Below are 23,365 nucleotides of genomic sequence, written 5' to 3'. Positions count from 1 at the left end.
CCGACCAGCTTCGATGTAGGCATAGCTTTTATTCCGGCCTGGAATGGCGCCGGCGGGGGCGAATTTTGGGGGAGGCCCTTGTCCATCTTCCGGTGGGCTGACCCATTCTTTAGCGGAATGGTTCATATCACTTCGGCATCTCTGCCGAGGCGAAGGGGAATGAAGCAGGGTACGGAAGTCACTTCGATGCCTGCTCAAAAGGAGAGCGCAAATGATCAACGGCTTCACGCTTCACGATACTTCCAGTGCACCGCCGGCCTCGGCCGAGATTCTAAACGGCGTTCAAAAGGCCTGGGGCTTCGTGCCCAACCTCCACCGCGTGCTGGCCGAGAGCCCCGCAGCCCTCGAGGCCTACGGCACGCTGTGGAGCATCGCCGAGAAGACCGGCTTCACGCCCCAAGAGCGCAACATCGCCTATCTCGCGATCATCTACGAAAACGAGTGCACCTACTGCATGGCCGGCCACACCAATCTATCGCGCATGGCAAAGGTCGACGACGACGCCATCGCCGCGGTACGCCAGGGCCGATCGATTGCAGACCCTAAGCTCGAGGCACTGCGCCAGTTCACGGCCAAGATCACCCGCCAGCGTGGCTTCGTGAGCGAGGTCGACGTCGCAGCCTTCAAGGCCGCAGGCTACGACAATCGCGCGGTGCTCGATGTGCTGGTGCTCGCCGCGACCAAGCTCATCTCGAACTACACCAACCATCTCGCGCAGACGCCCAACGACAGCTTCATGAAGGGCGCCGAGTGGTCCGCGCCGGGCAAGCTGAAGCCCGCCGCCTGACCCGCGATCGAGGCCGCCCCTTGCCTCGGGCAGGGCCGGCGTTCGCAGCCCTGCACTTGGCGCACAAGCCGAGGAGACCGAAATGATCGACCTCTACTATTGGCCCACGCCGAACGGCCACAAGATCTCGATGTTTCTGGAGGAAGCCGGACTGGACTACACCATCCACCCGGTCGACATCAGCACTGGCGATCAGTTCAAGCCCGACTTCCTCGCCATCTCACCGAACAACCGCATGCCGGCGATCATCGATACCGCGCCGGCCGATGGCGGCGAACCGATCAGCGTGTTCGAGTCGGGCGCCATCCTGTTGTACCTGGCCGAGAAGACCGGCCGCTTCCTGCCGAAAGATTTGCGCGACCGCAAGGCCGCGACGGAATGGCTGTTCTGGCAAGTGGGCGGGCTGGGACCGATGGCCGGACAGAACCACCACTTCGGCATCTACGCGCCAAGCAGAATTCCTTATGCGCTCGACCGCTACGTGAGGGAGACGAACCGTCTCTATGGCGTGCTCGACCGTCATCTCGAAAACCGCACGTTCATCGCTGGCGACGGCTACAGCATCGCTGACATGGCTTCCTATCCCTGGATCGTCCCTTGGAAACGCCAGCAGCAACATCTGGACGACTTCCCGAACCTGCAGCGCTGGTTCGAGACCGTGCGCCAGCGCCCCGGGACGCAGCGGGCCTACGCCAGGGGCGAGCCGTATTCGAACCGTCCAACCGTCACGGAAGAAGGGAAGAAGGTCCTATTCGGACAAACCGCAAGCAGGCCGTCGGCTGCCTGACGGCAGAGCGGCGAAAAGTTTCCGGACGTCCCATTGCATGGTTGAGGAGAAAATGACGGACAAGCCTTCATCGGAGCAACAGCAGGCGCCCGAGCGCCGGTCCATCGATCAGAGCAAGATCGCCTATCAGAAACCTCAGCCCGCAGGCATGGTGCCGGATGTATTCGTCGGCTCCGCGCTGGACCTTGACGGCGACGAGCGCGAATGGGTCCCCCAGTCGGACACGGTCGCGTTCAGGCCGCTCGTCCTGAATGTCAGCCAGGGCTACTACATCAACATCCTGCGGGTTCGGTCCTCGGGCGTGCTGTCGCGCCACCGCCATTCCGGACCGGTGCATGCCTTCACGCTGCGCGGAAGATGGCATTTACCTCGAGCACGACTGGGTCGCGACCCCAGGCGACTTCGCATTCGAGCCGCCCGGCGAGACGCACACCCTCGTCGTTCCGGATGACGTCAAGGAGATGGCCACGCTCTTTCACGTGACCGGCGGGTACACCTACGTCGATCCCTACGGCGAGGCGCTCGGATACGAAGGCGTTTTCACCAAGCTGGAGCACGCGATCAGGCACTACGAAGCCGTCGGGCTCGGCAAGGACCATGTGAGGAGGATCGTCCAATGACGAGGCGCGAGACAGTCGACGTAGGCGGCATTCCGATCAGCTATCTCACCGCGGGTGAGGGCGGCCCCTTAGTGCTTCTGCTTCACGGGACGTATTGGAGCCGCGTCTGGCAGCCCGTGCTCGACGGCATCGCCGCCGCGGGCCTTCGCCCGGTGGCGGTCGATTTCCCCGGCTTCGGCCGTTCCGGAGGTGAGCTCCTGCTAAGCGATGCTTCGGTCCCGCGTCTCTCCGCCTGGCTGCTGCGTTTCCTCGAAGCGCTCAGGCACGAGGGTCCGGTCATGGTCGCCGGCCACGACATCGGCGGAGGCGTGGCGCAGCATCTAATGCTCGCCAAGGAGGTGGAGGTGCCGCGCGTGGCCGTGGTCAATGGAACCATGTACGATTCCTGGCCGGTGCCTGGCGTTGCCCGCTTCCGGGATCCAGCGGTGGCTGCCGCCACGACACGGGACGACGTTCTGGCCGCGCGCCGAGTGTCCGTCGTGAAGGCGCTCGGCCGCCCCGCAAGCGAAGCCGAGATCACCGAATATCTCGATCCCTGGACAGACCCGAGGGTTGCCCGTTCGTGGCTGGCGCTCGCCGGCGCTGCCGACCATCGCTACACCATGGAGATGCTGCCGGCTCTGCTGCAGTCAAAGACGCCGAAGCTGCTTGTCTGGGGTGAAGACGACGGATTCCAAACGGTTGACTATGCCGAGCGCTACGCACGCGAGATTCCGGAGACGAAGCTCGTCCGGATCAAGTCGGCAGGCCACATTCCGATGGAAAACGATTCCAAAGGCGTAGCGGGAACTCTGGTCGAGTTCTTTGCCGCCAAGCAGTGAAGGAGGGGCCCATGAAGGTTGCGATCCTCGACGACTACCAGAACGTGGCGCTGCGGCTTGCCGACTGGTCTGCCGTCCGACGGCACGCCGAGATCTCCGTTTTCAACGACGATGTCGCCGATCCTTCGGCCGTCGTCGAACGGTTGCGGCCATTCGAGGTGGTATGCGTCATGCGCGAACGCACGCCGCTTACAAGGGAGATCCTGCAGCAGCTGCCGAACCTGAGGTTGATAGCTTCGACAGGACCGCGAAACGCCTCCATCGACACTCAGACGGCGACCGATCTCGGCATCGCTGTCACCGCGACGGGCTACGATTCCACTCCGACCATCGAGTTCACCTGGTCGCTGATCCTGGCGAGCATGCGGGGCATCGACCGGGAGGCCGCCTCGCTGAAGGCGGGTGGGTGGCAGACCGGCCTCGGCTCGAACTTGCGAGGCAAAAGCCTCGGGGTCGTCGGGTTGGGCAACATCGGAAGAGAGGTCGCGCGCATCGGTCTCGCCTTCGGCATGAAAGTGATCGCCTGGAGCCAGAACCTGACTGAGGAGAAGGCCAGCGCTGCCGGCGCCACTCTCGTCAACAAGCAGACGCTGTTCCGCGAGGCGGATGTCGTCACGGTGCATCTCGTCCTGAGTGGCCGCACCAGAGGCCTGATCGGGGCGCCCGAGTTCGACTCGATGAAGCCGACGGCGAGACTCGTCAACACATCGCGTGGTCCGATCGTCGACGAGGTGGCCCTGATCGAAGCGATGCAAGCACGCCGGATCGCCGGCGCTGCCGTCGACGTGTTCGAAGTCGAGCCGTTGCCAGCGGATCACCCCTTCAGAAAGCTAGATAATGTGCTCGCGACGCCTCACATCGGCTACGTCACCGAGGATCTCTATCGCACGTTCTACGGCGATGCCGCCGCCAACATTGCCTCGTGGCTTGAGAAGCAGGGGCCGTCGTCGTAACGGCGGCGGATTTTCTGACTCACCTCAAGTTCGCGTGGGTCCCGTCGCACATACATGGCCCAACCCACGTGCACGGTAGATTCCCGCGGACCGAGCCGCCGATCACACGCCAGTATGGAGATTTTGTTGGTGAGTCCGTGGTGAGTTTTGATTTTTGGGCGTTTTTGATGATTTGCGCAACTCGTTGAATTCATTGGCGCACCCGACACGATTCGAACGTGTGACCTTTGCCTTCGGAGGGCAAACGTCCACGCCCCCAATCCCGGAACAACGCATTTAATCAATCGCAAGAATGGGTGTTGCAAGCCCCCGGGCAACCACGCCACAGCGTGCCACCTTACTCCGCGCTACGTTTCCTTGCGAAACCGCGCTATGGCTCTTTCATGACGTCGACCGCCGACAGAAATTGATGGGCTGGGCCAGAATCTGGATGAGCCACCATTGGATTCCACGACTGGCGGCGACCGGCCGAGCGGTGCGACGGCAATTTGCCTTTCGCTAGTCGCTTGATGCCAGCGTTGTCGATGACGGGCTATTGGGCGGGTCAGGTTTTGTCGAAGGCGGAATTCCATTTTGGCGGTAGCTCAAACGGTAGGTTTTGGTCTAGGAAGGTCGAAAATGCATTATCTTTCAATGGGGATTGACTGACACTCTCTCCGCCATATGTAATTGAATTTACTGTGTTTTTTCGTATTTCCATAATGTAACCCCCGGATCGGCCCCCGGATCGGGTGCCCTTACGGTGGCTGAAGCCGGAACCGAGCGAGCGCTGATGTTTGCCCTTGGGCGGCATAATACTTAAGAGTTTGGGCCGCTCCGAGCCGGAGTTTGGTTCAGCGCAAACGAAAGAAACCAGTCTTCGGTTTCCCTTCGTCGCGGTTTCTCGGATGAGGCGTCGCAGCCTCCGATCCCGCAGAGCAGAAAAAATCAATTTCCACGGGTGTTCAAAACAGGGCTCGGTTACGAGGGAGTCCGCCGAGAAGTCAAATAAGACATTGCAATATCTATGTTATTCGGAATGTTCTAGTTCCTACATACACTTGAACATACAACAAGCCACCGGCTTTGCTCAGGTGAACCCGAACTTGTGTATCTGACAGGAACGAGCCCGCTTTCGCGGCGGGATGTATTCAGTCCTATCGATCCCGAGAAGGGCTCCTTTGATCTCAAGATCGCCGCTGATCGGAGACTGCCGCCACCATCCGACATGGATTTTAGCGCACTTCTCGTTGTTCTCCCAGCGGGCCACCTTGAGCGGATCATCCTCGAACAGCCACTGGCCATTGTGATCATTTTCCCGAGGCCCACACCTTTGCTGAAATCCTCTCTAACGAAGCCTTGATGTCCTCGGCGCGCATCGGCTCGCAATTATCGGGCAGCGCAGGCGGGCAGCGCTCCGAAAAATCCACCAGGTCGCGAATCAACTCGCCGATCAGGTACTTGGTCGCGGCGAAGCCGTGGTCAGGACTTTGCCAGTAGCGACCGCGCATGCCGTCACGCGCGTTGTAAAGTAGGTCGTTGGTTTCCAGCGCTACGCGAACGACAAAGATGATCTGCCGTCCATCTTCCTCGCCGAGAGGCGCATCGTCATAGGGCTTGATCCGATTGCTAATAACGGTGGCGCTCTGGATGACCTGCGAGGCGATTTCCTCGAAAGACAAATCGTCGCTATCGAGATAGGCGCGTCCCTCGGCCAACAGCCTCGATGTATCCCATTCCGTTTTACTGGGTGGTCCAATCATTCGCCTACCTTCAGCAACCCATCAAAACTGTGCCGTCTGGCCGCGGCGAGGCCCGAGGTCCTAGGCAAACGGGCCCACTCTCTGTACTTGGGTCAGCCCTTCGCCCTCGTGGTGCAAGCATCATCAAATCCAAAAGCGTGGGCTCGCTCTCCACGCGGGTACGGCTGCGGCTGCTCGGCTCAGCGTTGCGTCGTCTGGCGGAAATTGGAAAGCAAATTCGCATGGGGCACACTGCAAGGCGCGTCGCCTCTCACACACACACACCTACGAACCAAACTACGGCGCTGGGACGTAGCTAAATCCGAGCAATCTCATGGCGCAACCTTGATGACCGGGATTGTTCGCCACTGCACCAGCGCATCTGCTGTCAAGTCCCACGTATAGTGGCTTATCAGAGGGTCCTTGTTTACCGGGTGCGATGACGTAGCCAAACGGAATAGTTTGACCTCCTCGCCAAACGGCACCATTCGTATTGACCATTCCAGCGTTCTTATTCGGTGTGACGCCGAGGTACAAAGCGTCACCGGCCAGCGGCCCTGCGCGTATGGACCAGCCGTACGCCAGATTCGTTCCATTTTTGAAATTTGAAGCGTTGGACCTGCCAATTCAGAAAGACGGCAGTCGCGGCGAAGGCGAGTACAGCGATCGCGATGGCGCCAATAGCGATCGGCAGGTTGGATCGGCGACGAAACGGAATTGCCGGCCCCATCCTAGCGTTTTGCAGCTTCCCCATTTTGGACCTTCAGTGCGTTTGCTCGACGCGTCGCAACGGCGTTCTTCGCCATCTCGCTGCCGATGCCTCTTGCTGCTCTCGTAGCGGCAGCCTTCTTGCCAGCGTCTTTCATGAAGGCGTTTGTGCGTTTGCCCTTCATTTCCTGCCAGTGAGTGCGTTGGAGCTTCAACGCAGCAGCCGAAAATAGACCAATGTCGTACATCCAGTGATGGTGATTGCACAGCCAGGCCAGATTGTCCGGATCGTTGTTGGAGGCTTCATGATCAAGGTGGGCAAATTCCTCGCCGACCGTCTGCCCACATAGGCAGCAACCAGGATACGGGTACGCGAGCCTTGCAATTCGTCGCGCCGCAGCTTGGTTGCGCTTCTTTTCAATCATCCCACTGCTTCCTTTGAGACGGTCAACTCTTGTAACCAAAAAGGCCCGTCATCCTCATGATCGTTTGCTGCGCGCACTCCGCGCCTCGAAACAACAATGGTGTCACGCAAACGAAATGCTTCGCGAACGACTGTTTGCGATAGCGTCCTCGCATGTCGTTTACGCTGACAAAAATTGAGGGTCACCTTCGGCCCATCCAAAATGAAGGGGCCGCCCGTCTGGCAGCTCCGTGCTCACCAATTGTCCTGGCCTTGCAGCTAGACCGAAGAGATTGAGAAACGCCGCATAAGCATCTAACCATTTGTTCTCTGGCGAGAAGGAATGTACGACCATCGCCGCATCGTCGGTCTTAAAACGTTCGGCTTCGATGACAGCCGAGGCAGTGCGGTGAAACAGTTGATAATGGGCGTCACCCGGAGGTGGGCATTGTACCCCGACCAGATCGCAAAGGAACGCAAGCCGCTGCTGCTTTCCGGGGGATGGGTCCACGTACCACTCTCTGATGGTGGGTCCGAAGGACTCATTGACCTTGCCCTCCACCGCAACAGCGATGGTGCGATTGCTTGACTTTACCAGGGCGAACCTTGGAGGGATATAATGCAAGGTAATCTACAGTGATGCGAACCTGGCAGATAATCAACCGATCTTCGGATACAATCCGGTACCAGCAAGCATCAGCGTTCCCTGATCAAAGCACCAATTATCTCAACTTTTTTGCCATTACGGAAAGCAATCTTGCAAGTTCTGGTACAGTCTGCATTCAGCCCTCTGGCGAGCTGGCCCTCCATACAAATGCCATTTCGCTTCCGGTTACACAGGGCATCGGCGGGCGTTAGGCCTACAAGTATCGTCCCCCCTACGAGGACAGCTAAGATTGCATGTTTCCGCACTTCGGACCTCCTAATGTTTGAACGCTTTTCCTGTCGGACCACCATGCGGTAGCAAAAGCGGCACGAACAAGCCAGGTGCAGGGACGCCTGCTCGAAGTAGACAAGCATGCTGAACGGTCAGTGACGCCAAATTCGCTCAGTGCAACGGGTGCTTGAGTTTCTACCTATTGTCTCTCGATCAGCTGATAATCCCTACCTCGGAACGCACCAAAGGTCGCGATTGTCTTCGGCGTCTGATTGGGAAGCAAATGCGCAACAGGGATTCGTCCTAATTCGTTTCCAGCGAACACGTAAATCAAGAGCTCCTGACCACGGGCGGCTACTCTAATACATTGCACAGTAGCAGTGGTATCGCGCAAATTGCTGTCATCCACCGTATCCGCATCTGTGCAGCTCATTCGCCGCGTCTGGGCTGAGAGCACAATTTGCGCAGGGCTATCCAAATCGGTGAACTGAGCAAGCGCGTTCAAGTTGGTTGACCATTGCGCAGGGGTTTTCTGAATTAAGTAATGGACGAGCGACTGGCGAAGAGCCTCGTCCAACAATGTTATTCTTTGAGACTGCTTCTTCAGTAGACTCCGCTTTGCATTCCACAATTCACGAAGACGCGAAAATCGCGTTTGAAGTATACTGTCGCGCTCGGTTTCAACATACCGAAGATAGCTCATAAGTGACTTGCTAGCGGCTTCCGCGTCTTCTCTCAACCGTTCTGCTTGCTCATACAGCGTATGATCCTTTTTGCCGAACTCCGTTATCTGTGTATAGATATCTTTCGCTGCAGAAAGCATATCGCGAAATGATGACGCGGCGTCACCTGTTTCATATGGCTTAATTATCCCGTCATGGGCTCGCTTTGCTAGTTCGCCATACCACTTGGCAAACTCTGCGAAGCCCTGGTCTTCATTCTGACTCTTAATTCTCTGCTCTATATTTGACACCTGCCCACGCAGCTCTGATACGACCGAGGCTAATTCCTGTTCGCGGCCTGCGGAAAAATACTCCTGCAGATCGATACGCAGTGATCCGATCTCGGTCGCAAGCTCAACAATCTTCTGTCGAATTAGATTCAGCTCAAAGCCTAGTTCAAGACTGGCAGATTGCGCAGAAACGTCCTGCCCAGTCAGTTCGAACAAGCCGTCTGCATTGACCAAATATCTAGCGACGAGTTGAAGGCCGTTTCTTGGTTGCTCGACATGAAGGTTCGCGAGCTGCGCAACTTTTCTTAACAGCTCTTGTTGTTCGTTCCTTAAGCTCGGTCCAAATCGCGCTCCGATAGAGAGACCTTGAAAAATTTTGTCTACGGTTGGCGACGTTGCATTTGTTGTATTCGAAGCATTCAGAAGAAGGTGATTTTGCATCCGCAGAACAGTTTTTAAAAGAAAAAGGGTGAAATGCTCTGATGGCGTCATGCCACGGAGAACTGTCGCGTCGTTGCTAACCAATGAAGCATAATCGCGCTCTACTCGAGCATCTATTCGGGCAAGTGCCGCGCCAGCAATTTCCAATGCCGTCGCCGTGTCGGCGTGGATCACGTCCAGCATACCATGCTCTCGGCCATCGGTTTCCGTAGAAAGCCCAATCGTCTGAAAGACGCATCGATTGGCTATCCTCTGGAGCCGATCAAAACCTGGGGTTATGAGGAAATGTTTGCGAACCTTCGGACTACGATAGGACGCAAATGCTTCATAATAGTCTGACCCTCTATAGCCAGAACTGTTTCCAGCTTGATTCACCAGTACAAGTCGAATATTGCCCGATGGCCCAGATTCCCCGGCGCTTCCGGACCTACCGCCAAAGATGTCTATGGTGCAGCGAAATCTAGCGTTTCCAGGAAACACGCAGCCGTCAGTCTGACCGACGCCCCCCCTACCAGCTTCCATGCCAGACGTAACCAACAGCATGTCTGTTCGTATGCGGTCCAGCTTGAAAGGAACCTCAATCAACCGCACTAGCGATTCGGCCACTAATGAATCCGTCGATGCAGGTCGGAGTGGACGTCCACCTCCAAATTCGTGGCATTCCGGAAACATTGGACTGGTATCATCAGATTGAGCGCGTGACGGATAACTCGGGACGCTAATCGGATTGTAGTTCATTTCGCGCGCGTCCGGACAGTCATCACAAAAACGAATTGTGCTTGCCACTATGGTTATGCTGCCCGACCGCGTATTTGCTCGCAGAATAGGCTCGGTCGGAGCGTCTGTGCCGTTTGCGATGCCTCTGCAGTGTGGAGGTGTGCGTCCCTGAGGCATTTCCGCGAAAGTGGTCATCAATCCAAACTGCCACCATTTTCGTGATGCATCCCACACCAACGTCTTCAGATAGTAATCGTTGTAGGCTGATATCGCGTTGGGGAGATTGCGCAACGACACTGATTGAGACTCGCACTGTGGAGCCTGCGCGAAGTATTCGCCGTGATTGAGATAAACGCGGGTATCTATTGGAGCGGCAATTAGCACGTCATTTGCTATAATTACGACATCGCCACCGTTGGAAAGGATTGAGCTGCTTATCGTTACTTGATCACCCGTTATGAAGACGTCGTTTTTCTTCACTGTTGCTTGGGAAGCGTAGCCACCCGTATAGGAGACAGAGAATATTCGCTCCTGAAATGGGAAATTCGATTGCTCAAATGCTGAAACTGAAATCGAACTCGCGACCAGAATGACAACCGATAAAATGCCACTCTTGTGAAGCGATCTAAACGCCTTCATGAAACCCTCAAAGTTGCAATGTCGGAGCGGCAAGTCTGAAAAACTGTGGGCATCAGTCTGAGATGCGATCCGCCATTTGTCAAACTGCTGGTTAGATGAGACCGACCAGACGTCTAAGGGAGCCGTAAAGCGCGTTCAACGCGGCGGCGCACGCGAGGACGCATCACGGGGCATATCGATAAAAATCAACTCGGCTCGTCCCGCCCAGGAACGGAGATGAGGGTGGCGCTACTCGCGGCGGCTTTGTCAGTCTGTTTCATTCTGCTCGCCTCCAGTTGGTAGGCGGCCAACGACTCTCTGTCAGCCAAATGGCTCTTCATCTGTGCGGTTTCGACGACCATTCTCGGATGAACGTATCGAACCGCGCCCAGCGCACATCGCTGAGCGTGCTCGCGCGCGTTCAAGAGTGGTTGGATTGACTTGAACAATTTAGCTCTCTGATCCGGGTCCGCTATTCTGGAAAAGCCGGTTATGAGCCTTTCAGCGAGCGTCGCCGCCCAGAACCGCCGACGGAAATTCCAATGGAGGAGGGGGCGACCTCCGCCGATCCGCAGGAGCGGCCACGGTTGCGGATTTCCAAGTCCAGGCAATACCCGATGCAACTCGCCGTCGCGGCGGGGGCAGGCTACTTTCCATTCCAAAAGCAGAGCCCGCAGCAAGATCCCTATCGGGACGTCTCGGGTGCCAGCGGTCGCGGAGTGTCGATAAGTTCTTTGAACCACAAAGGATGTTTTCTCTGGGTTTCTTCAAGAGGTTCGCAATTTTTCAATCAAAGAAAAGAACCCGCAGTGCGCGTGGGTCGCAAACCTAAAAGCCAAGAACAGCGGTTGGATTAAAATTCGGCGTTCTCAGGCCCTCGTTGGTCTTAAATCAACGATGAGAGACGACCAACAAGCGAGCGCCTTTGTTCATGACGTATGTCTATGATCGAGAACTATCGTTTCCATCGTTTTCATCGTTCGGAGCCAAATGATGGAAACGATGAAAATGGTGATTTTCCTGGTTCAAGTCACAACTTTCGCGGAGGTGAAGTGATCCTATCTGATGTCCGCGGTTTAGAGAGAAGTGGACACGAAGCAGTCTAGCCGCCAATTCCGCTAACAACCGACCCAAGCGGACTTTTGACGGCAACTTTGGGTGCGTTTGTGGGGTAGTCCTCTGTCGCCGTAGGCGCAAGCTTTGGCTTAAGCCTGCCAAAATTGGATTTTCGATTTTCCGTCGACGACGTTGGCGTTCCTTCGATGAGGAGTAAACGATGGGCGCGTTGGCGCATGCGGGACCGCCGCAGTTCGGCGGCGCTCCGTCACCAATATCCGCAACGTCAAAAGCCCGCATTGGCGGGGCTGGCTCAAACCCGTCAACCGATGCGTCGTGCCGCTCAGGTCATTCTGCGAATACGCCGACGCTGAACCGCTCAAGGCGCCGACTTGGTTTGCGTTTGATGAGAGCAAGCCTCTCGCACTCTGCGGGCATCTGGGCGGCGCCGTTGACGATCAAGCCCAAGTCGAGCGACATCAGGTCTTGCAGATCGCGTCACAACAGCCCGGCCCGCAAGGCGGACGCGCCGAACGGGGTACAATACGCCTCCTCGGTCCTCGTCTGGACCATGGCATAGCTGCGAAGGGACGGCTGCCGGGACGAGCCGATCAACTGGCCGCGGCCCAATTCAATCGATTGACGGTAACGGTAAGCAACGATACGTTTACCCAACTATTGATTGCAATTCAAATATCTATTTTGCGGGCGAAGCAACGAAGCCGCCAGACAATATCTACACCCGCATGCATGATAAAATTGGATTCGACCGCGTATGAACAGCTCCACGGTGAGAGACTTTTTGTCCTTCCTAAAAGCGGTGTTTATTCCGCCGGGCAGGTTCGATCCGAAAATCGAAAGAGAATTTCTTGTCGAATACTCGAGAAGGTACGCTGTACATCGGCGAGCTGCCGTAGTCCTGGCGATACTGACGTGGACGTCTTTCTATTCCTGGGACTCTTTTCACTTCAGAAATACGCCAGAGTTTACGCCCTTCTTTTATCAGATCATTGCATGGCGCACGGTCGGTCTGATTCTTCTCGTGATCGCTGGCGCCGTCTTGTTTACAAAACTGGTGTACGAAGAGCGTGTTGCCTCGATCACATTGTCTCTCGCGGGAGTCGCGGCCTTCACGGCATTGTTGGCAATGATCTTGACGTCGCCATTTCCGTTCAACTACCTCTTTTACTACGGCGGGCTCTCGTTGGTCATGGCGTTCACGTTCGGACTTCTGCGATTGCTTTCGCGGGCGATAGTGAAGCTCAACATCAGTTTCCTCATCATTAGTGCCGTGTTGCTACAATATGCGGTTAACGAAGGTCAGATGCCGCTATCCGGGTCGGTTCTTAAGTACTATTTCTCGGCGGCATACACATATCTGCTGTCATTCGCGCTGGTTGGCAATGTGGTCTCGGTAGAGCTTGAGCGGTCAGCGCGTGATGCATTCGCTCGCGAGCGTGCGCTTTCCGATGCGGGGCTTTCGCTGAAGCAGAAGAACTCAGAGCTAGAAACGGTAAATCGCTCTTTGACGGAATCGGAACGAGATACGCAGATCAAAACACAAGCGTTAGTCGCGCTCAAAGATGAGCTTCGAGCTCAAGCCGAGCGTCAAAGCGCCGCCAAATCGAAATTCATAGCTGATGCTGCTCACGACCTCAGGCAGCCGATGCAAGCCTTGGCGAATCTAATTGAGGCTGCTGGTTACGCCTTAAAGTCGGACGAAAAGGACAAGTGCACACATTATCTCACGCTTGCGGAGGACGCGGCACGGCTTACCCGATCTTCTTTCAACGCTGTGCTCGACATATCTCAGCTTGAGTCTGGCTTTGTTCAGGCAGAATATTCAGATTTTGATGTTCACGAAGTCGTTAACGAAGTTGTTCGTTCCATTGAGCCGCTTGCGGAGCGGCAACGCGTACGACTTGTGGTGCGCCACTCGGCAAGAGAGCGCGTATTCGTTCGAAGTGATCGCCACCTCTTAGCTCGCGCCGTTGCAAATCTGTTGAACAACGCCGTGAAGTACTCAGATCCGACGAAACCGGAAGGGGCAAAGACTTTGATTGCAGTGGTTCCCGGAAGGGTGAAAGTCGAGATTATTGACAACGGAATCGGAATCGAACGGCGAGCCTGGCCAGAGGTATTCAAACCTTTTGTTCAACTCAGCAATCCGGAGCGGGATCGTGAGAAAGGCGTTGGTTTAGGGCTTTCAATCGTCAGCGCGATCACAAACTTGCTTGACGGGCATCGCGTGGAAATGAGCTCGGAGAAAGGCCGTGGCACTCGTTTTACGATTTCGCTTCCGCGTGCAGATGACCAAGAGTTCATTGCCGACGATCATCGTCCGGCCAGTGGGATCGACGCAGGCTCGGTCGAAGGTTTGTATATTCTTTATATCGAAGATGACCGACTGGTCAGGCGCGCTACAATTGCGATTTTCGAGACATACGGCATTCTGTCCGAGTCATTCGCAACGTTGCATGAACTCCAAGGCGCGCTGCCGTCTATGGAGCGCCCACCTGATTTGATCATCACCGATTATCGCCTGCCGGACGGGCGCAGCGCCAGCGACGTAATAGCGGCCGTGAAGGGCGTATTTGGTGAAACTGTACCGAGTATTGTGCTTACCGGCGAGGTTCTGCAGATTGATGAGAGGATGACGACTAGAATATTGAGAAAGCCTGTGTTGCCGAAGGATCTGATACGTCACATCAGTGAGGTCTATCAGCTTCCTGCGGAGGTCGCGGTATGACGAGGCCGCGCCGGGCGACCTCAACGACAAGCTCGGTTCGTCGCAAGACCTTAAATGCGCGAAAGAGTTTAGGGACGTAGTCCTTTCTGATTGTACCCTCCTCGATGCCCATTCTTCGAGCGATTGTCTTGTTCGGCAGCCCCTGACAAAGATAATACAAAGCTTCCAAACTGCGACCGGACAACCCCAGCCCTTCAATCGATCCCGGCCGCGAGGCTGCGGTAGGCGAGAATGCACCGCGTCCGATAACATTAGCTGGGAGGAAAATGCTCCCTTGGAAGATGGTATCTAAGGCCCGACGGAAAACGCCATCATTCTCCATGTCCTTTAGGATGAAACCACTGGCACCAGCGCCGATACATTCCATCACCACCTCTCGTTCCGAGCGCCCCGATAACATGACGACGCGCGTATCCTCATCGTGACTTCGCAAATGCCGCAACACGTCGAGCCCCGACTTTTCGGTCTTGAGATCAATGTCAAGGAAGGCGATATCGAAATGGTGGTTCGAGGCTCTCTCCACGGCTTCATCGAACGATGAACATTCCTGAATCGCGGCCAGGGGCTCGCAAACCTGGATAAGCGCGCGCATCCCGGCGCGAACAAGGCCCTGATCCTCCAGCAGCAATATTGACAACGGGTCGGCGCTTCGCATGGTCCCCTCGCTCTTGACGGCTTGTTTATGTCAAAGCGGTGCCGTTTGTAACCCGACAGATGTCGGGTGACGACCACCAGACATCTGCCCCATCGGTGTAGGACAACCGCGGGAATGATTTCGCTTTGGTGAACCGGTACTCCTCTTGTCATGGCGGCTAACACGCCGCTGAACGTTGAACAGGGAGACTAACTATGAACAAACGCATTGCAACTTTCTTCGCCGCAGCCATCGTCTCGGCGACTGCCGCAACCTTCGCGCCGCCCGCAGTTGCCGGCGGTCTCATCGGTGACATTATCGAAGGTGCTTGCGGTGGTTGCGGAGCTGGCCGCGCACTCGATCAGGCACATAAGCAGATCAACCGTCCGCTCGATCATGTCGCGGCCGGTGTCGCACGCTCTTATGGGGTGCCGTTGAGCCCGTACTGCGCGACACCTGTGGGGGTTTTTGTTGGCCCGTTCCAACCCATTGGTATTCCCTGTAACGTGAACGGCATGCTCGGTATCGTGCAATAGGACGATGATCGATAGATCGCCACTCGCTTCGGCCTTGCCACGCCACGACGGATAGGTCGTTGCGTGGCACCGTCCGTTGGTACTTGTAATATCTCGCTGGACCTTGCAGGACGTCGCCTCCGTCGTTTGAGATCGGAGGGCTCTTCTCGCGCCTTTCGAGTGTATTTCCTCTCCAATCCGACAAATGTCCGCTGCGTGCGTAGACATGTGCCGTGCCCGAGGAGGACAACTGCCGGAATGATTAGCCGCGAATAATCGGTACGTTTAGGCCGTGACGGCTGGTATCGTTCAAAACCAATCAGGGAGAAGGTCAATGACCAACCTAAGTCAAGTCGCCAAGAACCCACTCTATGGCATCGTTTTGGTTGCCGCTACGTCGCTTTTTACGACGTCGGCGATGGCTCAATGCGCTGGCTGCGGAGCAGACTTCAATCGCGCCGAGCGAAGCAGGATTCAGGAGCAGCAGCGTCTGGAACGCGTTGACCCTCCAATTAGGCCCGATCCGATCGGAAACGCATTGATTGGCGGCGCCGTGACCGGCACTATCCGCGGAGCAACTGCGGGTGCCGTATCGACGCTTCGAAGTGGAGCTGTCGGCACCGCGGTCCAGTCGGCAAAAGACGGAATTGAGCGAAACAAGGCTCAGAACCAGCAAACCGGCCGCGGAGGCTCGACCGACCCTCGCTATGATCCTCGGGCGCTATTTAATCGATGACGTAAGACGTAGATCAGTCGCGTCCAAGAATACGCTGAGTGTTACGAACGGCGCATACTGGAAAGCCAAACGCTTCTTCAAGAGGTCGCCTCCAGCAGGCGACCTCTTTTGCTATTACGGGCCGCTAAGCGTCTTCGACCAGGGCCCCACGAGGTCCTTGTCTTTATAAGACGTTGTTTCGGAAAGCTTGCCAAGCTCGCACGCTTTGCACACGAACGACACAGTCGGGCATGATGCCGGGAATTTCGCCATCCGACAAACGTTGGGTGATGTTAGCCGACGCTTGTCTTTCGCGCATCCGACAAGTGCGGGAACGACTTCTCTGACGGGAGCCGATACACACTGCGACTGTCTCGACCGCTATGCAACAAGATGGCTCTAACAGAGAGGAACACGCCATGCTTTCCCGAATCCTGTCTTTGATGATGCTGACGCTGACCTTGTCCACCTCTGAAGCCCCCGCGCAGCTCATTGGAAACCTTCTTCCGCCCGTCCATCTGCCGCCACCAGCGATTATGCCATTTTCGCCGCCCATCGTACCGCCGCCGGCGGGCGGTACTCCGCAGGAGATCGCACAATTCTGCGCGAGGAGCGTCGGAACAAACGTCGGTGCGTTCGCGCAATGCGCCAGGGGGCAGATAATTCTTCGTCCAGATCATCAGGTCTGGGTCGACTGCGCTCAGCAATCTGCTCAGAACCGGAACGGTTTCGCGAATTGCGCGGCGCAACGGCTCATTAGCAATAAGCTCAGCCAGGACCAGCGGCTCGCGCTGCAGTGCGCGTACGATTCTGATGGTGATTCCGACACCTTCGCAAGCTGTTTGGGAAATCGTTTCATTGGAGATCGCTTAAACAGAGATCAACGCACAGCGCTGGAGTGTGCCAAGCGCTCTGACGGTCTCTCGGAATTCGCCACATGCGCAGGCACAACGATCCTTGGTAGGAATATGTCCAGGGAGCAGCGCGCCGCCGTTGAATGCGCCGCGAATTCTCAAGGCGAGGCGATTGCTTTCGCGACTTGCGCGGGCGCGAAGATTTTGAACGCTAACCTGAATCCGGAGCAGCAAATTGCCATGCAATGTGTTGCCCAGACCGGCGGCCAACCCTATGCAGCAGCAGGGTGCGTGGCTTCCCGGCTGACCTTCCGAGAGTTGGAAAAGTGCATGTCGGATGGTATCGGCGGGGACGGATGCTTCGGTGACTCGAATGATCTCGTCGGGAAAAATGGATGGACCGCCAAGACGCTAAACAACGCTGTGAACGACATTACGCGGGGACCTGGACCGAATAATGATCTCGTTGGGCGAGACGGCTTCGTCGGACGTACAATGGAAAATGCTCGGAAAGACATAACGCAGGGCCCAGGTGCAAACAACGATCTGGTCGGTCGGAATGGCTTCGTATGCAAGACGCTCTTCGGAGGGTGCTGACGAGACTGCTAAACGATAACTCTCGCCCGAGCATCAAGAGGAGGAGGCCGCGCCCGATGGGGGCGCGGCCACTTTTTCGGAGTCTATAGCCAATCCACTCCGGCGACTGCACCGCTTCCGGCGTGACACCAGCGCGTGGGTTCTGCACGACGATCTGCAACGTTCGGCCTCGGGCGTCGGGATTCCGCGCGATCCTGCGTCCAGCCGTGGTACTCGCATCAAAGATGACGCCGACCTCGTGGAGCACGGAGATCGCCCACCCCCCCCCGCAGCGTTCGGATTACTGGTCGTCGGCCCATCTATCAGCATCAACTGCGACCTCGTCAAATTCTGCCGGGGAGATCCGGAGCTCGCGGTGGGCCTCCTCAAGGCCAAGCGCCGTCGTCCCGGGCTTGGTGGCCTTGAACTGGAAATTGCCCTGGGTTCGGTTCCGCTGACTGGCGGCATCGTTAACAATGGAGACGCTGGGCGATTGCGCGCGGGGGCGCCCATATGGCACTGGTGTTTTCCGATTTCGAATCCTTTTCCGGAGGTCTCCATTGCGTCCCGCATCCGTCCTTTCCGTCCTCGCATTCGTCGCGCTGCCAGCCGTCGCCGCGGCCCAGACCCCGTCCTGCGAACAGGCCTGGCAGGAGCGCAACGCGATCTATAAGGCGGCCGGCTACTGCTTCAAGACTCCGAAGGCCGTTGCCGCGTTCGGCAACGCCGGGTGCAAATACGACGAGATTCGCGACCTGCCGCTGTCGGACCGCGAACGCGAGACGGTCGCCGAGATCGTCAAATTCGAGGGGCGCAACCACTGCACGGCGACGCTTGCCAACGGCGAGACCTTCCCGGCGATCAGCCTCAGGATCGAGCTTTCTGCGGCGGCGCTGAAGAAGCTCGTCGAGAACGGCGAGATGGTCAACGTGGAGGCGACCTACTACGGCAACAGCAGACGGGCGGACGGCGATCAGACGCCCGGCGACGTGCCGCTCGGCATCCACGCGTTCGACGTCTCCGCGGAGGCGGCCAACGTGACGACGATTCCGGCGCCGACCTTCGATCGCCGCCTGACCGATAAGGTCTTCGACCGCACGCCGCGGGTGACGATCCGGGCCCGTTCCAGCCGCAAGGTCTTCATCTATAATCTCTTGGAATGCGGGATGCCGCAGGATTCGGTCGTCGAACTCGCTAAGGAGACGGTCGCGATGCCCTGCAAGCTGATCGGCGAGCGGAGCTAGTCCGGGTCCTTCGTCCTCAGCGACAGCGTTCGAGGACCGGGCCTTCAAGGTTGACGCCGTTGGCCTCGGCCATCTCGCGGTAGCCGTCCCTAAGTTCACGCTCGCAAAAAAACCATTCTCATCGTTTTCATCGTTTCAGAAAACGATGAAATGATGAGAATGGTGAATTACCTGGTTCAGGTCACATTGTCGGCCGAGGTGAAGTGATCCTAATTCGTTTGATGTTTGTTTCCTTATCTCGTTCAAAGTCCAGTTCGACTTCAATCCCCATCGATCTCATTACGGGCGCCAACCGCCTCAGCGAGCGTGTGAGCTGATTGGGTTGCTTTGGCCAGTTCCGCTTCCTGGCTTCTTCGACGGGCACTGATTTCTCCAGTAGCCGCAGGAGTTCGGTAGCGGGCTCAACAATCAGCCCCTCGTGAGTAGCAAGACATTTGGAGATGGCCTCGATCAAAGGATCCTGAGAGGTCAGATCTATCATCGCAAGTTCAAGGTTGGCCTCGTAAGCCGCGATAAATGTACCGGGCTCCCAGCCCAGGCCTTCTTCTGCGGCGGTGATGGCAACAGCGAAGTCCGCCATGCGAGGCGATGTCTCTAATTTTACGTCTGCCCGATTTTTCAACTCAAAGCGCTGCAAAGCGCGCCAATATACCCGGCGCGGCTGCCTCAAATTCTGCCTTGAATTGCTTTTCGGGTTTGCGTTGTTCGGGTTCAATAAGGCTGATCGCAGCACCGAGAAGTTGGCCATTACGGTTGGCGACCCCATTCCCATGTGACCCTAAGTCGCCTGTTGGCACTTTTGAGACATGCCTGCTCGCCTTCCGGATGTCTGCTTTCGGGGAAGGATCGGAAGTCACGTTTCGAGCCTGCTAGGGCAGCTTTTGACCATTTCCGACGTGGGAGGATAATTCCAGATTAACAAGATGCGGCCGAAAGCCTATTTGTATGGGTCGATCCAATGCAGTGGTCAGAACGCCGGGTGATAGAATGAGGCGACGGGAATTCATATTGCTGACGAGCGGCGTGGCCATCGGTTCCATCTCAGCGGCTTATGGACAACAAACTGCGAAGCCGCCGGTTGTCGGTTTCCTCGTAGCTGGAACGCAAGCTTCTCATGGGGCGTGGGTGGCGGCATTCGTGGAACGACTGTCGAAGCTTGGCTGGACGGATGGGCGCAATGTCAAGATCGAGTATCGCTGGGGAGCAGGAGACGTTCGGCAAATCACCGAATTCGCCGCTGAATTCGTGCGGCTAAAGGTTGATGTGATCGTTACGTCGGCTTACGGCGTTGTGGCCGCAAAGCAAGCAACGGCAAGCGTTCCAATTGTATTTGCCGCCTACGGTGATGCGGTCGCCAACGGAATCGTCGCGAGCTTGGCCCGGCCTGGCGGGAACGTTACAGGACTTTCCATCCAGCCCGGTGAACTCAGCAGCAAACGTCTTGAATTGATGAGAGACATCATCCCGAATGTCCGCCGTTTCGCTGCACTGGTTAACACCAATTACTCGGGTGTTACGCAAGAGGTGATTGGCATTCGAGCGGCAGCCGCCCGGCTGAATATAGAAGCCAACATACTCGAAATCCAAACGGCCGACGATATTGACGCAGCAATGGCAACACTGACGAGCGACACTGACGCGCTGTACGTGTATAGTGAACCCCTTACAAATGCCAATAAGTCCAAGATCATCAAAGTAGCTACCGCCGCAAGGATTCCAACCATCTTTGGTTTTAGAGAATTCGTGGACGCGGGCGGCCTGATTTCGTACGGAGCGAACTTCATCGACCTTTTTGCGCGTGCTGCTGAGTTTACCGACAAGATTCTGCGTGGAGCAACGCCAGCTGACATGCCCATTCAGCAACCGGTGAAGTTCGACCTCGTCATCAACCTTAAATCAGCCAAGGCTCTCGGCTTGAATATTTCAGAAACTTTTCTTACCCGCGCCGACGAGGTGATCGAGTGAGGAGCAGTTTGCTGCAATGCATGAGTCCGGAAGTGGCACTTCTGAGACATGCCCTGCGGCTCTGATCATGTCCGTTTCCGGGGATAGCTCGGAAGTGAGTTGCGGTCGGTCGGATCAACGCGATTGACCCGAACCGGAAGTCGAGCCACGGAAACCATGTGCCCCAGTCCGGTCATTGATCGGTGCCGGATGACAGACATTCATCGAGGGGGTCAGAAGCCTCTCCGCGGCTCGGTACCTCGGATCTCGCCGCGCGCAATACCTATATCCATTAGCGCCCGATCGCTCAGGTTGCACAATTCAGCTTGCAGCCTTCCACGTCTGCGCCATTCCTGAAACGCAACCCAGCAACTCGTGAGGGAGCTGAAGACGCGCCAATCTGAGTCGGTCGTATGTCCAAATTCGGCTGCACTATGGGCCGTGCTCATTGAGGTATCTCCTGAAAATATCCCGGACGAGGATGTCAGGACGGGGCACGACGCACTTAACATTGGGCTTACATTTTCCTCACCAGCGGCTTACGCTTTGCGCTCTAAGCGGTGCCAGAGCTCCCTACCGGCGATGGGGGTTGTCCCAAGGGAACGGCAGCTTGCGCTATCTTTTCGAGCAGTTCGCATTCGACACTGACCGGCGCGAACTGCGTCGCGGGGCGGACGTCGTCCCTGTCGCGCCCCAGGTCTTCGACCTGCTCGATTACCTGATCCGCAACAGGCAGCGCGTCGTCAGCAAGGATGATCTCATCGGCGCCATCTGGAATGGGCGTATCGTATCCGATGCGGCACTGACGACCCGTCTGAATATCGCTCGGAGCCTGATCGGCGATACCGGGTCTGAACAACGCCTTATCAAGACCCTGCCGCGCAAGGGCTTCCGTTTTGTCGGCCCGGTGCTGGAAGCGCATGAGCCTTCAGGCGAGGCAATTGCCGACAACCCGGCAGAACCGTCGAAAGTCGCCCTTGCACTCCCCGACAAACCCTCCATCGCGGTACTGCCGTTTCAGAACATGAGCGGCGATCCGGAGCAGGAATACTTCGCCGACGGCATGGCCGAGGACATATTGACGGGGCTTTCACGGCATCGCTGGCTATTCGTAATCGCTCGTAACTCAAGCTTCACTTACAAAAATCGCACCGTGGATGTGCGCCAGATCGGACGCGAGCTTGGCGTACGGTATGTGTTGGAAGGCAGCGTCAGGCGGGTCGGCAGCCGTGTCCGCTTCACTGCGCAGCTCGTCGATACGGCCACCGGCAACTATGTGTGGGGCGAAAAGTACGATGGAGAAGCGGAAGACCTGTTCGACTTGCAGGACCGGATCACCGAGGCGATCGTGGGCATTCTGGAACCCACGATCCAGCTTGCTGAAATCGAGCGCACACGACGAAAGCGGCCGGAGAACCTGGGCGCCTATGACTACTACCTGCGCGCCCTGGCGTTGACCGACGCATTCACGCGTGACGCCGTTCGGGCCATGCTGAGCAACTGCCTTCAAGCGATCACGCTTGATCCGACGTTTGCTCCGGCGTACGCCTTGGCGGCGCGCACCTACATGCAAAGGCATATACAAGGTTGGGATGTTGACGAGCCGAGAGAACGTGCCGAGGTTCTCGATCTCGTCGAACGTGGGCTTTGCGCAGACCGCCTCGATCCGCTCATGCTCGGCACCGCCGGGCAATGCTTTGCCTGGTTCGCTCATGATCTTGCGAAAGGCATCGCCTACATCGACGAGGCGCTATCCGTGAACCCGAACCACGCGCACGCCTACTTGCAAAGCGGCATCGTCAGGACGCGGGCTGGTGATACCGAAGTTGCTATCAAGCACCTCAACCATGCAAGACGGCTCAGCCCGCGAGATTCCCGTGGTTACGCGATCTTTCACGCGTTGGCGTTGGTGCACCAGGTCGGTGGAAACCTCGAACTGGCACGTGACTGGGCCCATCGAGCCGTGCAGCACAATCCGAACTTTCTGCCCGGCTGGACCGCTCTTGCTTCGAGCGCAGCCTTGATGGGCAGAGACGCAGAGGCGAAGGCGGCCGCGGAAACGCTGCTCGGGCTCGACCCGCAATTCTCAATAAGTCTGCTCGTTCGCCGATTTCCGGTCGTTAGCGACAAGTTCGAGACTTATTACGAAGGGCTTCGCCGCGCCGGTGTCCCTGACTAACGCCGCCCAAAGGACTCCTCGTAACGCAAAGTCACCACTCAGAAAACTGTTCAGAGGAGTGCGCGCGCGATGTCGCCTTTTGGCACCTTTGAGACATGCCCGCTTATCCTGAGAATGTCCGTTCACTGGGGTAGACCGGAAGTCGCCGCGGTCCGGTCAAAACGACGCGAATGACCCACAACGGACCTCGACCCGCCCCATTTGTTTGCCCTCGCCACTCTGCAAAGTGCTAAGGTCAGACATCAGTGAGGCACTTTCTCCGGAGGCTCAATGAGGCGGCGCGAATTCATCGCCGGGATTGGCGTCACAGCGGCATGGCCGTTCGAAGCGCGGGGGCAGAAGTCGGGAGTTTTACCAAGGGTTGGCGTTGTTTGGATCGCTTCCCAATCAGATGTAGCGCCGTTCCAAGAGGCTTTTCGGCAAGGGTTGCGCGATCTAGGTTACGTTGAGGGCGAGACGATCACAATCGAGGCGCGTTTCGCCGAGGGGAAGGC

18 protein-coding genes and 2 pseudogenes are annotated in these 23,365 nt (G+C 57.0%); 13 read left to right on the top strand and 7 right to left on the bottom strand.

Annotation, left to right across the window (positions count from 1 at the left end):
• The first annotated feature begins 211 nt into the window (after positions 1–211).
• From JQ567_RS29935 to JQ567_RS29915, 5 genes and pseudogenes are all read left to right on the top strand, one after another.
• On the top strand, positions 212–787 hold the full coding sequence (locus JQ567_RS29935) for a carboxymuconolactone decarboxylase family protein (RefSeq protein ID WP_212442155.1): 576 nt from the start codon (positions 212–214) through the stop codon (positions 785–787).
• An 82-nt stretch (positions 788–869) separates the two neighbouring features.
• Entirely contained in the window at positions 870–1,574 is a 705-nt protein-coding gene (locus JQ567_RS29930) for a glutathione binding-like protein (RefSeq protein WP_212442154.1), read from the top strand.
• A 148-nt stretch (positions 1,575–1,722) separates the two neighbouring features.
• A pseudogene (locus JQ567_RS29925) lies at positions 1,723–2,194 on the top strand (2,4'-dihydroxyacetophenone dioxygenase family protein).
• Entirely contained in the window at positions 2,191–3,015 is an 825-nt protein-coding gene (locus JQ567_RS29920) for an alpha/beta fold hydrolase (protein WP_212442153.1), read from the top strand. Before JQ567_RS29925 ends, JQ567_RS29920 begins: the two are co-directional and overlap by 4 nt.
• Before the next feature lie 11 nt (positions 3,016–3,026).
• Entirely contained in the window at positions 3,027–3,968 is a 942-nt protein-coding gene (locus JQ567_RS29915; RefSeq protein WP_212442152.1) for a D-2-hydroxyacid dehydrogenase family protein, read from the top strand.
• Between the two features lie 1,289 nt (positions 3,969–5,257).
• Here the strand turns inward: JQ567_RS29915 and JQ567_RS29910 are convergent.
• The 4 genes from JQ567_RS29910 to JQ567_RS29895 form a co-directional block, all read right to left on the bottom strand.
• Entirely contained in the window at positions 5,258–5,665 is a 408-nt protein-coding gene (locus JQ567_RS29910; protein ID WP_212442151.1) for a hypothetical protein, read from the bottom strand.
• Positions 5,666–6,420: 755 nt separating this feature from the next.
• Complete coding sequence (locus JQ567_RS29905; protein WP_212442150.1) at positions 6,421–6,822, bottom strand: hypothetical protein; 402 nt, start codon at positions 6,820–6,822, stop codon at positions 6,421–6,423.
• Positions 6,823–6,981: 159 nt separating this feature from the next.
• Positions 6,982–7,362, bottom strand: a complete 381-nt coding sequence (locus JQ567_RS39130) for a DUF6946 family protein (RefSeq protein ID WP_409363642.1) — start codon at positions 7,360–7,362, stop codon at positions 6,982–6,984.
• A gap of 514 nt (positions 7,363–7,876) precedes the next feature.
• Positions 7,877–10,426 (bottom strand): hypothetical protein, encoded by a 2,550-nt coding sequence (locus tag JQ567_RS29895; RefSeq protein WP_212442148.1) that lies wholly within the window; start codon positions 10,424–10,426, stop codon positions 7,877–7,879.
• A gap of 1,810 nt (positions 10,427–12,236) precedes the next feature.
• On the opposite strand from JQ567_RS29895, the gene JQ567_RS29890 reads away from it, so the two are divergent.
• Positions 12,237–14,210, top strand: a complete 1,974-nt coding sequence (locus JQ567_RS29890) for an ATP-binding protein (RefSeq protein ID WP_212442147.1) — start codon at positions 12,237–12,239, stop codon at positions 14,208–14,210.
• On the opposite strand, the gene JQ567_RS29885 is transcribed toward JQ567_RS29890, so the two are convergent.
• Entirely contained in the window at positions 14,170–14,865 is a 696-nt protein-coding gene (locus tag JQ567_RS29885; protein WP_212442146.1) for a response regulator transcription factor, read from the bottom strand. The two genes, JQ567_RS29890 and JQ567_RS29885, sit on opposite strands and share 41 nt — an antisense overlap.
• 194 nt (positions 14,866–15,059) lie before the next feature.
• On the opposite strand from JQ567_RS29885, the gene JQ567_RS29880 reads away from it, so the two are divergent.
• From JQ567_RS29880 to JQ567_RS38950, 4 genes are all read left to right on the top strand, one after another.
• The gene (locus JQ567_RS29880) at positions 15,060–15,380 is read left to right on the top strand and encodes a hypothetical protein (RefSeq protein WP_212442145.1); all 321 of its coding nucleotides are present in this window, start codon (positions 15,060–15,062) and stop codon (positions 15,378–15,380) included.
• Between the two features lie 313 nt (positions 15,381–15,693).
• The gene (locus tag JQ567_RS29875) at positions 15,694–16,095 is read left to right on the top strand and encodes a hypothetical protein (protein ID WP_212442144.1); all 402 of its coding nucleotides are present in this window, start codon (positions 15,694–15,696) and stop codon (positions 16,093–16,095) included.
• Between the two features lie 398 nt (positions 16,096–16,493).
• Positions 16,494–17,525 carry a hypothetical protein gene (locus tag JQ567_RS29870; RefSeq protein ID WP_212442143.1) on the top strand — a complete coding sequence of 344 codons (1,032 nt, stop codon included), beginning with the start codon at positions 16,494–16,496 and terminating at the stop codon, positions 17,523–17,525.
• Positions 17,526–17,980: 455 nt separating this feature from the next.
• Complete coding sequence (locus JQ567_RS38950) at positions 17,981–18,748, top strand: YARHG domain-containing protein (protein WP_212442142.1); 768 nt, start codon at positions 17,981–17,983, stop codon at positions 18,746–18,748.
• A 181-nt stretch (positions 18,749–18,929) separates the two neighbouring features.
• Here JQ567_RS38950 and JQ567_RS29860 read toward each other — a convergent pair whose 3' ends face one another.
• Positions 18,930–19,496, bottom strand: coding sequence for a hypothetical protein (locus tag JQ567_RS29860; RefSeq protein WP_212442141.1), 567 nt, complete (start codon positions 19,494–19,496; stop codon positions 18,930–18,932).
• A gap of 260 nt (positions 19,497–19,756) precedes the next feature.
• On the opposite strand from JQ567_RS29860, the gene JQ567_RS29855 reads away from it, so the two are divergent.
• On the top strand, positions 19,757–20,713 hold the full coding sequence (locus JQ567_RS29855) for an ABC transporter substrate-binding protein (protein ID WP_212442140.1): 957 nt from the start codon (positions 19,757–19,759) through the stop codon (positions 20,711–20,713).
• A 212-nt stretch (positions 20,714–20,925) separates the two neighbouring features.
• Here JQ567_RS29855 and JQ567_RS29850 read toward each other — a convergent pair whose 3' ends face one another.
• Complete coding sequence (locus tag JQ567_RS29850) at positions 20,926–21,141, bottom strand: DUF1127 domain-containing protein (protein ID WP_212442139.1); 216 nt, start codon at positions 21,139–21,141, stop codon at positions 20,926–20,928.
• 161 nt (positions 21,142–21,302) lie between these two features.
• Between JQ567_RS29850 and JQ567_RS29845 the strand changes: the two genes are divergently transcribed.
• Positions 21,303–22,871 (top strand): winged helix-turn-helix domain-containing protein, encoded by a 1,569-nt coding sequence (locus JQ567_RS29845; RefSeq protein WP_212442138.1) that lies wholly within the window; start codon positions 21,303–21,305, stop codon positions 22,869–22,871.
• Between the two features lie 270 nt (positions 22,872–23,141).
• Positions 23,142–23,365 (top strand): annotated as a pseudogene (locus JQ567_RS29840) (ABC transporter substrate-binding protein); the annotation flags it as partial.

It is taken from the genome of Bradyrhizobium sp. AUGA SZCCT0431 (assembly GCF_018131065.1).
GTDB lineage: Bacteria > Pseudomonadota > Alphaproteobacteria > Rhizobiales > Xanthobacteraceae > Bradyrhizobium.
This window is presented reverse-complemented; position numbering and strand designations above follow the sequence as displayed.

What these genes read in the sequence shown, in the direction of transcription:
- JQ567_RS29935 (WP_212442155.1), top strand. Translation starts at nt 212, where the DNA reads ATGATCAACGGCTTCACGCTTCACGATACTTCCAGTGCACCGCCGGCC.
- JQ567_RS29930 (WP_212442154.1), top strand. Translation starts at nt 870, where the DNA reads ATGATCGACCTCTACTATTGGCCCACGCCGAACGGCCACAAGATCTCG.
- JQ567_RS29920 (WP_212442153.1), top strand. Translation starts at nt 2,191, where the DNA reads ATGACGAGGCGCGAGACAGTCGACGTAGGCGGCATTCCGATCAGCTAT.
- JQ567_RS29915 (WP_212442152.1), top strand. Translation starts at nt 3,027, where the DNA reads ATGAAGGTTGCGATCCTCGACGACTACCAGAACGTGGCGCTGCGGCTT.
- JQ567_RS29905 (WP_212442150.1), bottom strand. Translation starts at nt 6,822, where the DNA reads ATGATTGAAAAGAAGCGCAACCAAGCTGCGGCGCGACGAATTGCAAGG.
- JQ567_RS29895 (WP_212442148.1), bottom strand. Translation starts at nt 10,426, where the DNA reads ATGAAGGCGTTTAGATCGCTTCACAAGAGTGGCATTTTATCGGTTGTC.
- JQ567_RS29890 (WP_212442147.1), top strand. Translation starts at nt 12,237, where the DNA reads ATGAACAGCTCCACGGTGAGAGACTTTTTGTCCTTCCTAAAAGCGGTG.
- JQ567_RS29885 (WP_212442146.1), bottom strand. Translation starts at nt 14,865, where the DNA reads ATGCGAAGCGCCGACCCGTTGTCAATATTGCTGCTGGAGGATCAGGGC.
- JQ567_RS29880 (WP_212442145.1), top strand. Translation starts at nt 15,060, where the DNA reads ATGAACAAACGCATTGCAACTTTCTTCGCCGCAGCCATCGTCTCGGCG.
- JQ567_RS29875 (WP_212442144.1), top strand. Translation starts at nt 15,694, where the DNA reads ATGACCAACCTAAGTCAAGTCGCCAAGAACCCACTCTATGGCATCGTT.
- JQ567_RS29870 (WP_212442143.1), top strand. Translation starts at nt 16,494, where the DNA reads ATGCTTTCCCGAATCCTGTCTTTGATGATGCTGACGCTGACCTTGTCC.
- JQ567_RS38950 (WP_212442142.1), top strand. Translation starts at nt 17,981, where the DNA reads ATGGAGACGCTGGGCGATTGCGCGCGGGGGCGCCCATATGGCACTGGT.
- JQ567_RS29860 (WP_212442141.1), bottom strand. Translation starts at nt 19,496, where the DNA reads ATGGCCAACTTCTCGGTGCTGCGATCAGCCTTATTGAACCCGAACAAC.
- JQ567_RS29850 (WP_212442139.1), bottom strand. Translation starts at nt 21,141, where the DNA reads ATGAGCACGGCCCATAGTGCAGCCGAATTTGGACATACGACCGACTCA.